This window comes from Clostridium sp. DJ247 (genome assembly GCF_014231265.1).
In genome coordinates this window covers 61,170-76,928 of sequence record NZ_JABAIW010000013.1, presented here as the reverse complement: position 1 = coordinate 76,928, position 15,759 = coordinate 61,170, and the positions used below count along the sequence as shown (strand labels likewise).

Genomic DNA, 15,759 nt, shown 5'->3' with positions numbered 1-15,759 from the left:
AAAGAAGATAATAAAGAGCAAGATTGTATAGTTGAAGTCAATTAATCAATAGAGCAATTCAGACATTTCAAGCAACATTCTAACTTAGCTACTAACATATGAATATTGGCTAACAACAAAATTCCTTTATATTGAATTAATTTATTATAAGTGATACTATTTTAATGTAAATCGTTCCAAAACACGTTCTTTTAGTAATAGGTGCTAATTAATTTTAGTACCTATTATTTTTGTGTATGTAATTTAATGGTATAATATAAAATAAATTACTATGAAGTGATAGAATTAAGATAACTAAGAAAAATTTACATATAAATCATAAGGAGTTTTTTATGTGTAGTCTTTTAGAAAACAAAGTTGCGGTTGTTACAGGTGCAGGAAGGGGAATAGGCAAGGCTATAGCAATATCATATGCAACTAATGGTGCAAAAGTATGCTGCTTTTCAAGGAGTCAGAATGAAATCGATGATACAGCAGATTTTATTAATAATAACAATGGGAATGCAATAGCGTTATCTACGAATATGGGTAATAGCAGTATGAAGGATAGTAATTCATCATTTTCAATTGATGGTGAATGGATTAAGAAACCAGAAGATGTTACGAATCTTGCATTATTTATGGGAACTCAACCATTAGTTGGTCCAACAGGTCAGAGTTTTAGTTTGATGAGAAGAGATTTATAGTTTAGAACTTTCTATTAGTTCAACTATTTATATATAGTTTATTAATGATAATTCTATGATATTTAAACAATAGTAAATTACTGCGAACTAAATGGAGGTAAACTTATGAAAGTAGAAATAAGACAAGTGGTAAACAGTGATAAAGATATTTTTATTGACTTTGCAGTTAAATTAAGTAAATTTAATCGGAATAACCATAATAATGAGTGTAAATACGATAATTATGAATTTGTAATTGATTCAATAAAAAGTAAGGGAGAAGAAACGTTTATTAATAGAAATGAGGACACCTTGATACTTATAGCAGAATTAGAAGGTAAGCCAGTAGGATATGCTTTAGGAAGAATTTTTGAAGAAGATGTAACAGCAGATAATGGAACTGGTATGAAGCGTTACAATTGTAAGATGCAACGAAGATTATTTATAAAATTATAAGTTTATCTATTATATATTATGTAAGGTTTACTTGACACGAAAACAGTGCAATGATACATTGGTAGTGTAAGGTTAACATTACAGAGGTGGTTATTAATGAAAAATAGATTAAAAGAACTTCGAGAATCTCTTGGATTAACCCAGGAACAATTAGGAGAACTTGTAGGGGTGTCAAGGCAAGCAGTTAACGCTATTGAAACAGGAAAATTTGAACCGTCCATATGGTTGGCTTATGATATTTCTAGAATATTTCGACGTTCCATAGAGGAAGTTTTTCTTTTTGAAGAAAGCGAAAGAAAATCCAGAGCACAGCAAAGTAGAGGTGTAGTTTAAATGGCATTAAGACAAATTAGACTTTCTAGTGATGAAATACTGAGAAAAAAGAGCAAAGAAGTTGAAGTGGTAGATGATAAAATAAGACAAATACTAAATGATATGGTAGATACTATGTATAATACAGAAAATTGTGCAGGATTAGCAGCACCACAAGTAGGTATATTAAAACGATTAGTTGTAAATGTTAATATTATGTATTATTATTTGGTTGTTTCAGTAATACTTTTGAAATAACACTAAAATGTTAAATAGGAATATTCATATCAGGCGCGTGTATCTAGGTTTTACGATAGTTACATTTTGGTAAGATATTACGAATTATAAAGAAAAGTGTGTATAAGGGGGATGCACCTCAAAAAAGGGGGTGCAAATGTGAAAGTCGGGGATGCCCGGCTATTTTTATAAAAAATCCGTACATCGGACAACGATGCACGGAGAAATCACGGTATGTTTCAAGCAATTATGCCACGCTATAAATCTTTACATCCGGGTCAGCGCTCCAGAGCGGCTTGAGGCCAACGAAGACATCATTCTGGAACATTGCGCTGGACAGGTAAGCCTGTGCGTGTTCTACGCTGTCGAAGCCGTGAAGTACCTGAACATCCTCGTCACGAATCAGCAGGTCTTTGGCCAGAGCACCTTCAATTGTTTCCAGAAACGGGCCCCGATAATCAGTATAAACCTTGGCAGCGTCTGCACGGTTGGCTTCTTCGATTTTCATTGTGATTTCCAAATAAGCATTTACTTTCATGGTGTTACCTCCAATTTTGTGATATGACTCGTTTTGTTTGCCTGAGTCTGATATAATTATATTTCAAGCGCTCCAAGAGAAAAAGATATCCGCAAATTTATGAGTTACTAATAAATTTCATAGTTACTTGCTAATATACAGACAGCCCTCTATAATAGTGTTACATTCGTTTGAATACAGGAGGTTAAAATGTCGATATCAGTTTTTTGGACAATGTTAGGATATATGCTGGTTTGTTCTTTTACGCCCGGCCCTGGAAACATTCTGGCCCTAAATACTACAACTCAATTTGGCTGGCAAAAAGGAAAACGACTAATTCTTGGCATTTGTGCAGGTTATGCCTGTGTGCAGTTTCTTTGTACCTTGGCGGTATATGGATTGAACGCTTTTCTCACACCAGTGCTTGCTGTGCTGAAATATATTGGAAGCATATATATGGTCTGGCTGGCAGTACATATTTTTCGGAGCAAGCCGTTAAAGGATAAGAAGGATGGACAAGCATCCTTTCGAGAGGGATTCTCTCTTCAATTTGTAAATGTAAAAATCTATTTTTATATTATGACTTTGTTGATGGTCTATCTTGTTCCCCATATTAGCACTTTGCCCGGTTTGCTTTTGGCAGGTGTGGGAGTGGTCAGCGTTGGAGGTACAGCCTGTCTAACATGGGCATTTCTCGGAATTAAGATGCAGCGCATTTACGAAAAACACTACAAACCTATCAATTTTATATTGAGCCTGTTTTTGCTGTATTGTGCTTGGGATATTGTAAGGGGGTGAATCTGATGTATCAACATAAAATGGAAGAGGACATCCGGTGTCCGCTTGAATATGGCCTTGAAATTTTCGGTGGAAAGTGGAAATCACGAATCATATGCGTTTTGGCTGAAAAAGGCACTTTACGATACAGTGCACTTCGAAAAGAAATGAGCAATATCACGGATGCTGTTCTGGCATCCACCCTCAAGGAACTGATTGCAGATGATATTGTGCAGAGAAAGTCATTCGATGAGATTCCGCCTCGTGTGGAGTATTGCCTCACTGAGAAGGGCAATTCTGTGGTTCCTATTTTGCAGAGTATTTGCAGATGGTCTGGAGCCTATCACAAGGAAGATAATGAAAATACAATGACGCAATGTAAAAAATGTGACTATAAGTAAGGAAAAGGAGGCATTTTCCAATGACGATTACTTACACGGAGGAAAAAAAATTCACGCAAGAAGAAGTGCAGCAATTATTCTTATCTGTTGGCTGGGTGTCTGGACAATATCCAAGTCGATTGTATAAGGCATTGATAAATTCTTCTACAGTCTTAACAGCTTGGGATGGAGATAAACTGGTCGGTCTCGTACGGGTGCTGGATGACAGCGAAATGGTAGCATATATGCACTATGTTTTGGTAAATCCTGATTATCAAGGACAGAAAATTGCTGGAACAATGATTGGAATGATTAGAGAAAAATATAAGGATTATCTATATCTTGAAATTATGCCAGAAGAGAGCAAAAATGCGGCTTTTTATGAAAAGTTTGGCTTCAAGATTATGGCAGATGGCGTAGCAATGCAACTTTACAATTTTAATAATCAGTACTAACGAATACAGAAAAAGCCCTACCACCGTGAAAGTTGTAGTGCTTCTCTATGCCATTAGGCTTGAATTTCTGTTCGGTTCTTTAATGTGAATTAAAAGGAATATAATATAGTTGGAGAAATTAAAAGAATGTCTAGAATGTGGATGTAAGGAAATCAAACAAGGTAAATAAATAGGCTATGCCCGAATGTATCCACTCAACACAAAGTTGTATTTAGGTGATTCGGATATTATTGCAGAATTTTACTCAAATTGTGGATATATTATATCTATAAAGGTCAAAAATCCAGAAAAAAAGGAATTGCTCCACAATTAATGAATCATTTGATAGAAGTATCAAGATTAGCTGGTCGCAAAGGTGTTATTTTAACGTGTAAAGAGAAGCTCATTCATTACTATTCAAAGTTTGGGTTTGAAAATAAAGGTATTTCAAAATCCAAACACGGTGGTTCTGAATGGTATGATATGATTTTAGAGTTTTAATCAAATATACACATAGTTTTACTAAACAATAAGGTTTAGTAATGAGTCTTCGCATAATTATTGGAATTTAATAATGAACAACTTATGAAGCACCGTATTATTCACAAGAGTTTTACGGTGTTTTGTATCGTAATATTCTGATTTTGTAACTCAACAAAAGCCTGCATCGATTTAGATACAGACTTTTGTTATAATAACATTTTAATAGGTGCTAATTAATTTCGGATTAACCCCTTCGTTTTGGACAAAACCTAATAAATTCTTCATTTTTCTTGGAATTAGACCCTTATTTTAATATTAGTAGAGTTTTCTCCAAAATGAAGGTTAAAAAATTCATTTGGTGACATAAACTTTAAGCTTGAATGTATTCTTCTATTGTTATAAAACTCCATGAATTCGTTTACTACCTCATATGCTTCTGCATAAGTGTTAAACTCACTAATTTTCAAACAATCATCTTCAAGTATTCTATGAAATGATTCTATATGTGCATTTTTATTTGGTGTTTTAACAGGTATTCTCTCATGTTCTATTCCAATTTCTTCACAGCATTCGCTGAATTTATAGCTTACAAACTGTGGTCCATTATCTGTTCTTATTACAGGTTTCTTAGCTCCTTCCACAAATAAATTCCTTCGTATTAAGCATTTTCTTAGTAATGCTGCTGCATCTTTAGTTTCACAGTGCAATCCCATGTGATAATCGATAATACTTCTATCAAAAATATCAATTAGATTTAGCAAGTAAAAAAATTTATCCTCGCCTTGAATATAGCCATACTTTATATCCATTTCCCATAACTGATTTGATGCTGTTACGGTTCTGTTAACTGCAATGACCTTCTTTATTTTAGGTTTAATTACTCTTCTCTTTGGTCTTTAAGTATACCAAGCTCTTTACAGAGCCTATATACCTTCTTATGATTGATTATAAGGTTGTAATACTTTCTTAAGTGATAGGTTATTTTTCTATATCCATAGTTAATGGCATCACCATCAATTGACTCTATAATAAACTCTTTAATCTGCTCATCACATCACTAACGTTTAATCTTTGGTTCAAATTACCTTTGACAAATTTCAATTGGAATAAATTTTATAAAATGCTATAAATTAGACGTGAAAATAGTCAGTAACCTTTGTTTTAATATAATCACCACAAATACAAAAAAACAGAGGAGGTTACTGACTATCATGGGTGATTATATCACTTTATTTCATAAATTTATAGACTTTATTAATTGGGAAATACTGCAATACTCTACATTTAAGTTAAACACTGACTATAAGGTTTCTAAGTTTTTTACAAAGAATCATTTAGAATCTATGATATATTTTCATATTGCGGAGCATAAGGGGGTAAGGGATCTTAGGGATTCTGTTTCTCTTTCACCTAGGTTAAAACTATTAGTTAAAAGCGTTAGCTTGGGGACTTTATCAAGACATAACAATAATAGAAATTATGAAGTATTTGTGCCTGTTATGCTTGAGCTTATATCTAAAGCTTTTAATTCAATCCCTACAGATGAATCATTAAAAAAGTTTGGTCCAATAAAGTTAATAGATTCTACTACAATCAGTATGTGTTTAACTTTTTATCAGTGGGCTCTATTCCGAAAGAAAAAAGCTGGTATTAAAATACACACAAAGTTTGACTTAAATAAAGGTTTACCAGAATGCTTCATAGTAACAAATGCTAAAAATCATGATAAAACTAAAATGCAAGAACTAATGAATGAGAAAAATTGCACCTATATATTTGATAAAGCCTATGTTGACTATAAAAAATTTGATAAATTTACATCACAAGATAAATACTTTGTTACTAGATTAAAAGACAACGCTATAGTCAACAAAATTAAAGATTTAAAAGTTACTTATGCTGAAACAAAGCTACTAGATGCTAAAACTAAAATTGTTTCTGATCAGGTAGTACAATTAGGATCAGAATCTACGTATAAAACTAAAAAGTCTTATAGAGTAATAAAAATCATTGATTCTAAGAATAAGGAAATTGTATTTGTAACAAATATATTTGATTTATCTAGTGAAGAAATAGCATGGTTATATAAAAAGCGTTGGGAAATTGAGCTGTTCTTCAAGTGGATAAAACAAAACTTAAAATTTAAAACACTTATAGGACACAGCCTAAATGCAATCATGATTCAAGTTATTACAGGTATAATGACTTTTGTTATGCTTAAACTAGTTGAAAAATCAGCATCTGCAGCCTTCGGCTTAATACAAATTAAGCGTAAAATAAAATATTATTTAAATGACAATATTAATAGTTGTTCCTTTGAGTGGAAATCTTGGTTAGAATCAGGGTAGTACCTCTAAAAAAATTCCATATGTATCCAAAAGCTACTGCTTACGGGCCTTTATGCCCTTTTTCTCAGAATTATATTCCAAACTTAATGTATATTACCAAATACCATTTAGGAACAGCTAATTCTAAAAAATCAATGGAAATGTTTACCTATGATTAAACGTTAGTGATAATAAAATACTTTTTAATAGATAATCCGACAATGTTGGCGACACCCCTGAATTATAATACGATATTACTGATAACCGCAAAAAGAGAAAGTTTAGTATATAAAAAAAGAGAAGTTTTTTTAGTTGTAAAACCAAAGTTGGCGTAGTGAGCGATTGGCATTGAGTTTGGATCATAGCCTATACATACATTAAGTTTTTATTAAGAGTTCATAGTCAGAAGATTAAATATCAGTAGCAGCTTTTTAATAGTGGAAAAAGTTCAGCAAATATGGTTTCTGAAATTTTTTTACATGACTTTGTTGATAACACATAAGTATGATTATAGTTTTAATGGTTAAGAAATAAAATAATATATATAACTTAACTAACAAAAGGATAGTGTAGTGAATAAAAAATATAACCTTGAAATAAAAATTAAAATTGGGGTAGCGCCAACACTTCCGACAAAATCCACGTTAAGACACAAAATGGATGAAACAAAAGATTTTTATCCACGTTAAGCTAATTATATCCAAAAACATTAGTCATATAATTAGGTAGCTAAAACTAGGGGGATAGAACTATACCTTAGCATAGCTTTGTCGGTTAGCTCCGTCAATACTATAGGGTACGTTAACTATTCGAATCATTAACGTACCCTATTATCCATTGACTATTCTTTTTTCTACTTTTTATGTTTTACTACTTTTCCATTTCTGTCTGTCAACTCTTTTTTTGTAAGTACGTTTTTTGATGTAACTTCCGATGTCGTTTCTTCATCTTCTTTAAAAATTCCATACCCATTAGCTACAATAGTATACATATTATTTGAATTTTTAGCTACAATAAGCACATATTCTTCACCAGGTTTTAAATTGTAATCATACTCTGATTGATATGATATATACATTGTTTTTTGTTGTTCTTTGGTTAATGTATGAAGTCCCATTTTTTCAATGGTTCCTTGGTCAAGGGTTTCCATTAGATCAGATATTTTAACATCTCCACCTCTTAGATAAACTGTTTTTATATTGTGTAAATCTTGTCCATCTAATGATTTTTCTACTATCACTTCTACAGGAGTAAATGGTTGTGGATTATTGAAACCTGTTGTTTTTTCAAAAAACATTGCCTCGCCAATTGATTTTATTTTTACTTTTATTATAGCATTATCTTCTGTAAATTGTAGCAAATTCTTAGGTTCACTTGGATTCGCTACCCAGTTAGCTTCGGTCATAAAACTACCATAAAACTGTTTTTTATCAGTCTCATTTGTGATATCTGCATTTTTATCAATATTACTTGCAACGACTGCACTATTATTACCTAATCTATTGCTAACTAGTGATATAGTACCTATAGTTGCAAAAATTAGACAAAGTGAACTCACTATAAACCACTTTGATTTTAGAAATTTCATCATTTTTTCCTCCCTATTTTAATCAATATTTATTGTTCAAGACAGTATTTGCATCACTTGTTAAAGCTCTTACAGTTGGTGTTAGCCAGTACATTATAGAATTGCTATTAGCTATATCTTTACAACCATAAACATGAAGCATTTCATGTAATATAATAGTTGATCTGAGATCAACATCATAATTCTGCATGTAGCGAATATTTAAGAATATTTCGCCATAAACCCAATCATAACTATCTTTTTCTGATATTGGCATGGCATAATAGACCCCTGAACTGTTTTTTCTAAAAACAGTAGCATAAGCATTGCTAAGATCAGCAGTATCGTATTGATATATATCCATTTTAGATGATGATTTTACAGTTGTACGATTTAACACCATTGGATTCCACATTCCAGAAGGATATCTAAGTTTATTTTTAGCAGTATTTGTTGAATCAATATAAGGATTAGAATCTGTAATCCAATAATAAATATCCTGGCCATTTGTTAATTTGTTATTCCAATCAATATCTGTATTGGTAGTTGCTTTAACAGTAGATGTACCCGAAGCCACACTTAATACTATAAGCATTGTAATAATTTTAGTTTTAATTACTTTTACATTTTTAAACATTTTACCCCTCCATATTGTATATTTTTATAATCTTTTACATAAACCTCCCATATATGTTATTTTATTAGTATGCTGTTAATTTTTCAATAAGTTTAGCTCCGCAAATTTCGACATAGAAATAGTTAGAAATTACAAACTGATGTGTTAGCTCTTATAAAGGTAATGGGATTTCTTTTGTTCTATAAAACTCTTTATTGTACAAAATAATAAGTACATAGTTTTGTGAGATTATGCTATAATACACTTAATAAAATCAGAAACGTAAAATATTTCGTTGTAAGTAGGATTGCAGAGAATATTAAAAAAAATAAACCATCAAACTGTTATAAACTTTTTTTAGTTTATAATCGTATAATGTTATAATCGGTATTTAAAGATTTAGCTATATGTGTATTTATTGGGAGGTAATAGAGGAATGAAAAAATTAATCATTTGTGTATTTGTTATGTGTATTATGGCTTCATTTGTAGGATGCGCAAAGAAAGTAGATTCTCAAGTCAATTATGAGAACACCCTATCACAAGGTAATTTAGAAAGCGTAAAAGCCACTATGGAAGATACGCCACTAAGTGTTTCAATTGAATCAGATGTAGCTACCTATGAAAAGTATACTTCATCAGTTCGAGGAATAACATTAACGCCAAAATTGCAAGGAAGTAGCAATAAAGAAATAGTGTATCATTGGACAATAAATAGTAATACAGAAATGTTTGATACAAAAAATGGTCCGCAAAAGGAAGTAACTAATTCAGGAGAATCTGTATTGTTTGTTTGCGTAGCAGAAATAAGTTATATTAAACCAAATACTCTTTCTAAATCTATAAATATTACCTTAAGTGTGGAAGAAAAAAACTCCAAAAATGTATTAGCAAAGACGGATTTAATTATTGAAGATTATAGTGGTACTTATAAGGTTAAAAAGTAATTAATAACAATCGAGTTTAATGAATAATATTCCTATAGTATCCTTTAACAAGAGTTTATACTCTTGTTTTAATTAATTTCTATGGTACCATAAACGGTCGTTTATGGTACTTTTTTTAATTTATAAAGAAATGCATAATTACTACTGGATTTTTGTTTCATAAGTTGTTCCATATTCATTGTTTCAGTATATAATCATTTTTATGTTTATGGTACAATTAACATAGGGAGGAGATATTACATGTTAATTGGATATGCAAGGGTGAGCAAAATATAGAGCGACAACTAAAAGAGATGCAGGAATTAGGAATTAATGAACGTGATATTTTCATTGATAAAGTAAGTGGTAAGGACTTTAATAGGCAGCAGTATCAAGCATTAAAACAATGTCTACGAGAAGGTGACTTACTATACATAAAATCTTTGGATAGATTTGGTAGGAATTATAAAGAGATTATGCAGGAATGGAATATAATCACGAAAGAAATAAAGCGGACATAAAAGTACTAGATATGGATTTATTAGACACAACTAAAAATAAAGACCTACTTGGGACTTTCATTAGTGATTTGGTTTTACAGGTATTAAGTTTTGTGGCTGAAAATGAGCGAAAGAACATAAAGCAGAGGCAAGCTGAAGGAATAGCAATTATTAAAGCCAAGAATGGTGGCAAGGGAATTGGTAGACCAGCAGCACAATATCCAACTAACTTTAAATATGTGCATGAGAAATGGATAGCAGGAGCTATTACAGCTGTTGCAGCTATGAAAGAATTGGGGTTGAAAAAGAACACTTTCTATAAGAGAATTGTGAAATAGTATTAAGAAAAGAATATAAACTTAATATTGCCTAGAACTTTTTTATGGTTATTTTAATGATGATATGTTAAAAGAGCTAGTATTATTGATAATCAATCGTGATTAAATCAATGATACTAAAAGTTTTTGCACTAACTAAGTATTTGATTAATAGTATTATAGTTAAGTAATTTATAATATAGGTTATTGATAAATTTGACGAGGGTGGGACAAATGGAAATATTAAAAAAAGTTTTTTCTATACCAGTGAAAATTCTGGCTACATTGGTTGCAGTTATTTTGGAAGGCGTTATTTGTAGTGCGTTAATTGCCGAAATTACTGATTCTTCTAAGGGATTAGTTCTTTGGAAAAATGTATTTACAAAGCCTACTTTTGGGTATGCTATCATAATATTATTTGTATTAGGTGCTTTTCATCTATGCGCTTATTATGCAGGAAAAGCCATTAAAACCCATGAAGAAAATGCCCAGAAAGCAGAATTGGAAGATGATGCTCTTGCAGCTTTCGCAAAAAAACAAGGCTATGATGTAATTGCGGATGAGATAATAAAAGCTGCAGCTGAAGGGGATACGAGCAAAGTACATAATCTTATTGATCTAAATAATATCTTAAAGGATGGAAGGAAGAAATGAATATTAAAATTAGTGAAAATTTCATAGATGATGCAAGAAAAAATTCTACATCTCCCCAATATAGGAAGACGTTAAATAAGTTAATGCTTGTTGTAAAAATGTTTGAAAAGGAAGATTCGATTAACAACTTTTTAAAACTTCCTAAAATAAAAAAAATAGTCGGAAAAGGGCTTAAAAGTTCAAACCTTTGGGAATATAAGATAGATGCACAAAATAGAGTGGTTTTTTCCATAGTAGAAACAAAGGATGAAGAGCCTATGGTTGTACTTTTAGGACTATATACAATTGCCCAGTTTAAAGATTTTTTATATAAGAAAAATTTTTAAATTGTATTATGTAATAAAAGAACAATCTATATTAAAGTGAAATTGGTAAATTACTATAGTCTAAAAGGGTACTACTGAATACTAGTAGTATCCTTTTATTTTTAGGGCATACTAAGGATTATAATATTTATAGAAAGAAGGTGATATAATGACTAACAAAAATGTTGTACCCAATAGATTAATAAACGAGAAGTCGCCTTACTTGTTACAGCACGCTTATAATCCTGTTGATTGGTTTTCTTGGAGTCAAGAGGCATTTGAAAAAGCAAAAAATGAAGATAAGCCGATCTTCTTGTCTATTGGGTACTCATGACGTTGGTTATAGAAACCAACTTGCCATTGGTGCCATGTAATGGAAAGAGAATCCTTTGAAGACGAAGAGGTTGCAGAAATACTGAATAAAAATTTTATATCTATAAAAGTAGATAGGGAAGAGAGAACAGATATAGACAGCATTTATATGAGTTTCTGCCAAGCTTATACAGGAAGCGGAGGTTGGCCTTTAACTATTATTATGACTCCTGATAAAAAACCGTTTTTTGCTGGTACCTATTTCCCTAAGGAGGGCAAACATGGGTATCATGGCTTAATAGAGCTTTTAAATTCTATTTATAATATATGGATTAAAGATAAAAATAAAGTTATTGAAACAAGTAATGATATGATACAAGAAATGTTAAGGCACTCACATATAGATGAAGATACTAAAGAAGATTTTGATAAAGATATTGTAGAATCTAGCTTTCAGATATTAAAACATTATTTTGAGAACAAGTATGGTGGTTTTAGTAAAGCACCAAAGTTTCCTACGCCTCATAATATATATTTCTTGATGAGATATTATAATAACACAAAAGATAAAGATGCTCTAGATATGATTGAGAAAGTACTGCAAGGTATGTATAAAGGTGGAATTTTTGATCATATCGGATTTGGTTTTTCTAGATACTCAACTGATGAAAAATGGTTGGTACCACATTTTGAGAAAATGTTATACGATAATGCATTATTAGCTTTGATATATTCCGAAGCGTATAAGTTGACAGAAAAGCACCTGTATAAGGAAATAGCCGAAAAAATTTTTACTTATTTATTAGATGAGATGTATTCTAAAGAAGGCGGATTTTATTCAGCAGAAGATGCGGATTCAGAGGGTGTTGAAGGAAAATTCTATGTTTGGAATAAAAAGGAAATAGGGGAGATCCTAGATGAAGATGAATCTAAGATATTTTGTGAAACTTATGGTATCACGCAAAATGGAAACTTTGAAGGTAAAAACATTCCTAATCTAATAGATAAGGATATAGATAAGTTATCAAGAAATGAAGATTTAGTAAAAATCTTAGAAAATATAAGGGGTTCTCTATATAAATATAGAGAACAGAGAATTCATCCATTTAGGGATGAAAAAATTTTAACTTCTTGGAATGGTTTAGCTATTGCTGCATTTGCAGCAGCAGGAAAAATTTTTAAAAATGAAAGATATGTTGAAATAGCAGAGAAGACTGCAGATTTTATACTAGATAAATTAGTTAGTAAGAACAATAGATTGCTTGTAAGATATAAGGATGGAGAAGCAGCTAATCTAGGAGTATTAGAGGATTATGCTTTTCTAATTTGGGGACTTATAGAACTATACGAAGCTAATTCTAATGACAAATATTTAGAGAAAGCTGTAAGTTTAAATAAACAAATGTTAGATTTATTTTATGATGAGGAACATGGAGGTTTATATTTGTACGGAACTGATAATGAGCAGTTAATAATTAGACCTAAAGAAATCTATGATGGAGCTATACCATCAGGAAACTCTGTAGCTACCTTAAATATGATTAGGCTTTATAAGATTACTAATGACAGTAAACTAAGAGGTATTGTAAAGAAACAATTTAAGGCTTTTGGATCAACAGTAAATAAAAATCCATCAGCATATCTACATTTCATTACAGCATATATGTATGAATCCGATTTTTCTCCAGTTATGATAGAGAGTTAGTTTTTCTAACTCTCTTTAATTAATAATAGGAAACACTAAAATTCTTTTAGCCTATAAACTTACAGGATTATTAGGTAGTAAGACAAGCTAAGTATTATATTTGGTATATTAGCAACATATAAAGCTTCTAAATTAAAAACAGTTTGCACGTTACGCTTTGAATAAGAGTGATAAACTAAAAAAATAATATTGACAAAATAAAGAAAGTAGTAATATAATGTAGTGTAAATTATATTAAAAATTCGTTGAAGAGAAGAGTATTTATTAAAAACCTTAATTGTTTCAGCGAGCAGGGATGGTGGGAGCCTGCAAGGGATTTAACAAGGAAGAGAGTCTCGGAGAATCTTATGAAAAAGAATTAGTAAAGCAAAGCTTTGTTAGTTTATCAGTAAGACGTTTACTGCGTTAAAGTTTTAAGAGGATTAAGATTTATAGCTTAGTCAACAAGAGTGGTACCGCGGATATTGTCCGTCTCTAGTATATAGAGACGGATTTTTTATATTATTAAAACATTTGGAGGTAAATAAATGGATTATAAAAAGGTTGTTGCAGAGAGAATAAAAGAAAATGTGGATTTAGAATTAGATTTTATAGAAAAACTTATAGAACTGCCACCAAAACCTGATATGGGGGATTATGCTTTTCCTTGTTTTCAGTTATCTAAGGCTTTAAGAAAAGCTCCAAATATAATAGCGGAAGAACTGAAGAATAAAATAAATAAAGATGGATTTGATAAAGTAGAAAATCTAGGACCATATTTAAACTTTTTTGTAGATAAAACCGTGTTCACAAAGGAAACAATTGAGAAGATTTTAAAAGAAGGAAATAATTATGGTGCTTCAGATATAGGAACTGGAAAAAATATGATCATTGAATATTCATCACCTAATATTGCGAAGCCATTTCATGTAGGTCATTTATTCACTACAGTTATAGGTAATGCTTTATATAAAATGTTAGATTTTCAAGGGTATAATTGTACACGAATAAATCACTTAGGAGACTGGGGAACACAGTTTGGAAAGCTTATATCAGCTTATAAAAGATGGTGTGATGATGAAGCACTAGAGAAGGATCCTATAAAAGAATTGCTTAGAATTTATGTTAAGTTTCATGACGAAGCAGAAAAAGATCCTGCATTAGAAGATGAAGGAAGAATGTATTTTAAAAAATTAGAAGAGGGTTCTGAAGAAGAAACTAAACTTTGGCAGAGATTTAAAGACTTAAGTTTAAAAGAATTTAAAAAAGTCTATAATATGCTTAATGTAGAATTTGATTCATATGCAGGGGAAAGTTTTTACACAGATAAAATGGATGCAGTAATAGAAGAAATAGATAAAAAAGAAATACTAGTGGAGAGTAACGGTGCTAAAGTTGTAATGCTTGATGACTTTAATATGCCTCCTTGTATTGTAAAAAAAGCAGATGGAACTACTATTTATGCAACTCGTGATTTAGCTGCGGCAATCTACAGAAAAAATACTTATGACTTTGACAAATGTATATATGTAGTTGGAATTGACCAATCTCTTCATTTTAAACAGGTGTTTACTACCCTAAAGCTTATGGGAAAAGAATGGGCAGATGACTGTAAGCATATAGGTTTTGGTCTTGTTAGATTTGCAGATAAAAAGCTATCCACAAGAAAAGGAGATGTAATATTCCTAGAAGACCTTTTAAATGAATCTGTTGAAAAAACACTACAAGTAATAAATGAAAAGAATCCAGATTTAGAAAATAAAGAAGAAGTAGCGAAAAAGATAGGTATAGGAGCTGTTATATTTACTTATTTAAAAAATAGCAGAGAAAAAGATATTGTGTTTGATTGGAAGGAAATGTTAAGCTTTGATGGTGAAACAGGTCCATACGTTCAGTATAGTTATGCAAGAGGAAAGAGTATACTTAGAAGAGCTGGAGAAATAACTGGGGATGTAGACTACAGTAAGTTGGATTCTAAAGAAGAATTTGAACTAGCTAAATCACTTGAAAGCTTTAATAAAGCCATTTTAGGTGCATTAGACAGACTTGAACCTTTTATGGCAACAAGATATATAATTGAGGTAGCTAAAGGCTTCAATAAGTTCTACAATGCACACAGTATAATGAATGCAAAGGATGAGGAAACTAAAAAAGCTAGATTAAAGCTAGTAGAAGCTACATGCCAAGTGTTAAAAAATGGTTTAAATTTAATAGGTTTAGAAGTTGTTGAAAAAATGTAAATAAAATTATTTTTTAAATTAATAATAGGCATATAGTGTATAATCATACTC

19 protein-coding genes, 2 pseudogenes and 1 other annotated feature are annotated in these 15,759 nt (G+C 31.0%); of the genes and pseudogenes, 16 read left to right on the top strand and 5 right to left on the bottom strand.

From position 1 onward, the window contains the following. The first annotated feature begins 332 nt into the window (after window positions 1-332). The 4 genes and pseudogenes from HGI79_RS07540 to HGI79_RS07525 form a co-directional block, all read left to right on the top strand. On the top strand, window positions 333-686 hold the full coding sequence (locus tag HGI79_RS07540; protein ID WP_185650054.1) for an SDR family NAD(P)-dependent oxidoreductase: 354 nt from the start codon (window positions 333-335) through the stop codon (window positions 684-686). Window positions 687-791: 105 nt separating this feature from the next. Beyond that, window positions 792-1,121 carry a hypothetical protein gene (locus HGI79_RS07535; protein ID WP_185650053.1) on the top strand — a complete coding sequence of 110 codons (330 nt, stop codon included), beginning with the start codon at window positions 792-794 and terminating at the stop codon, window positions 1,119-1,121. A 96-nt stretch (window positions 1,122-1,217) separates the two neighbouring features. Then, window positions 1,218-1,454, top strand: coding sequence for a helix-turn-helix transcriptional regulator (locus HGI79_RS07530; protein ID WP_185650052.1), 237 nt, complete (start codon window positions 1,218-1,220; stop codon window positions 1,452-1,454). Further along, window positions 1,455-1,637 (top strand): annotated as a pseudogene (locus HGI79_RS07525) (peptide deformylase); the annotation flags it as partial. Between the two features lie 280 nt (window positions 1,638-1,917). Here HGI79_RS07525 and HGI79_RS07520 read toward each other — a convergent pair. Then, on the bottom strand, window positions 1,918-2,208 hold the full coding sequence (locus HGI79_RS07520) for a hypothetical protein (RefSeq protein ID WP_185650051.1): 291 nt from the start codon (window positions 2,206-2,208) through the stop codon (window positions 1,918-1,920). 189 nt (window positions 2,209-2,397) lie between these two features. Here HGI79_RS07520 and HGI79_RS07515 point away from each other — a divergent pair, with 189 nt between their 5' ends. The 4 genes from HGI79_RS07515 (at window position 2,398) to HGI79_RS07500 (ending at window position 4,279) form a co-directional block, all read left to right on the top strand. Then, window positions 2,398-2,985: a LysE family transporter gene (locus HGI79_RS07515; protein ID WP_185650050.1), complete on the top strand. Its 588-nt coding sequence runs from the start codon at window positions 2,398-2,400 to the stop codon at window positions 2,983-2,985. 5 nt (window positions 2,986-2,990) lie between these two features. After that, window positions 2,991-3,365 carry a helix-turn-helix domain-containing protein gene (locus HGI79_RS07510; protein ID WP_185650049.1) on the top strand — a complete coding sequence of 125 codons (375 nt, stop codon included), beginning with the start codon at window positions 2,991-2,993 and terminating at the stop codon, window positions 3,363-3,365. 20 nt (window positions 3,366-3,385) lie between these two features. Continuing rightward, window positions 3,386-3,799, top strand: a complete 414-nt coding sequence (locus HGI79_RS07505) for a GNAT family N-acetyltransferase (RefSeq protein ID WP_185650048.1) — start codon at window positions 3,386-3,388, stop codon at window positions 3,797-3,799. 237 nt (window positions 3,800-4,036) lie between these two features. After that, a complete protein-coding gene (locus tag HGI79_RS07500; RefSeq protein ID WP_313885187.1) occupies window positions 4,037-4,279 on the top strand; it encodes a GNAT family N-acetyltransferase in 243 nt (80 codons plus the stop codon). A 278-nt stretch (window positions 4,280-4,557) separates the two neighbouring features. On the opposite strand, the gene HGI79_RS07495 is transcribed toward HGI79_RS07500, so the two are convergent. After that, the gene (locus HGI79_RS07495) at window positions 4,558-5,115 is read right to left on the bottom strand and encodes a DDE-type integrase/transposase/recombinase (RefSeq protein WP_313885186.1); all 558 of its coding nucleotides are present in this window, start codon (window positions 5,113-5,115) and stop codon (window positions 4,558-4,560) included. A 23-nt stretch (window positions 5,116-5,138) separates the two neighbouring features. Beyond that, entirely contained in the window at window positions 5,139-5,303 is a 165-nt protein-coding gene (locus HGI79_RS23660) for an IS3 family transposase (protein WP_185650069.1), read from the bottom strand. Window positions 5,304-5,472: 169 nt separating this feature from the next. Here HGI79_RS23660 and HGI79_RS07485 point away from each other — a divergent pair, with 169 nt between their 5' ends. Then, window positions 5,473-6,609, top strand: coding sequence for an IS4 family transposase (locus HGI79_RS07485; protein ID WP_185650046.1), 1,137 nt, complete (start codon window positions 5,473-5,475; stop codon window positions 6,607-6,609). Between the two features lie 832 nt (window positions 6,610-7,441). Here the strand turns inward: HGI79_RS07485 and HGI79_RS07480 are convergent. Further along, complete coding sequence (locus HGI79_RS07480; protein WP_185650045.1) at window positions 7,442-8,179, bottom strand: hypothetical protein; 738 nt, start codon at window positions 8,177-8,179, stop codon at window positions 7,442-7,444. Window positions 8,180-8,198: 19 nt separating this feature from the next. Then, window positions 8,199-8,792 carry a hypothetical protein gene (locus HGI79_RS07475; protein WP_185650044.1) on the bottom strand — a complete coding sequence of 198 codons (594 nt, stop codon included), beginning with the start codon at window positions 8,790-8,792 and terminating at the stop codon, window positions 8,199-8,201. 415 nt (window positions 8,793-9,207) lie between these two features. Between HGI79_RS07475 and HGI79_RS07470 the strand changes: the two genes are divergently transcribed. From HGI79_RS07470 to argS, 7 genes and pseudogenes are all read left to right on the top strand, one after another. Then, on the top strand, window positions 9,208-9,717 hold the full coding sequence (locus HGI79_RS07470) for a hypothetical protein (RefSeq protein WP_185650043.1): 510 nt from the start codon (window positions 9,208-9,210) through the stop codon (window positions 9,715-9,717). Window positions 9,718-10,010: 293 nt separating this feature from the next. After that, the gene (locus HGI79_RS23655) at window positions 10,011-10,217 is read left to right on the top strand and encodes a recombinase family protein (RefSeq protein WP_395939524.1); all 207 of its coding nucleotides are present in this window, start codon (window positions 10,011-10,013) and stop codon (window positions 10,215-10,217) included. Continuing rightward, window positions 10,181-10,534: a recombinase family protein gene (locus tag HGI79_RS07465; protein ID WP_395939523.1), complete on the top strand. Its 354-nt coding sequence runs from the start codon at window positions 10,181-10,183 to the stop codon at window positions 10,532-10,534. Before HGI79_RS23655 ends, HGI79_RS07465 begins: the two co-directional genes overlap by 37 nt. Window positions 10,535-10,747: 213 nt before the next feature. Then, a complete protein-coding gene (locus HGI79_RS07460; protein WP_185650042.1) occupies window positions 10,748-11,167 on the top strand; it encodes a hypothetical protein in 420 nt (139 codons plus the stop codon). Further along, entirely contained in the window at window positions 11,164-11,493 is a 330-nt protein-coding gene (locus HGI79_RS07455) for a hypothetical protein (protein ID WP_185650041.1), read from the top strand. Before HGI79_RS07460 ends, HGI79_RS07455 begins: the two co-directional genes overlap by 4 nt. A 148-nt stretch (window positions 11,494-11,641) precedes the next feature. Next, window positions 11,642-13,489: pseudogene (locus HGI79_RS07445) on the top strand (thioredoxin domain-containing protein). A gap of 236 nt (window positions 13,490-13,725) precedes the next feature. Further along, window positions 13,726-13,968: a binding site (T-box leader), on the top strand. A 48-nt stretch (window positions 13,969-14,016) separates the two neighbouring features. Next, window positions 14,017-15,708, top strand: coding sequence for an arginine--tRNA ligase (gene argS, locus HGI79_RS07440; protein ID WP_185650038.1), 1,692 nt, complete (start codon window positions 14,017-14,019; stop codon window positions 15,706-15,708). Window positions 15,709-15,759: the final 51 nt, after the last annotated feature.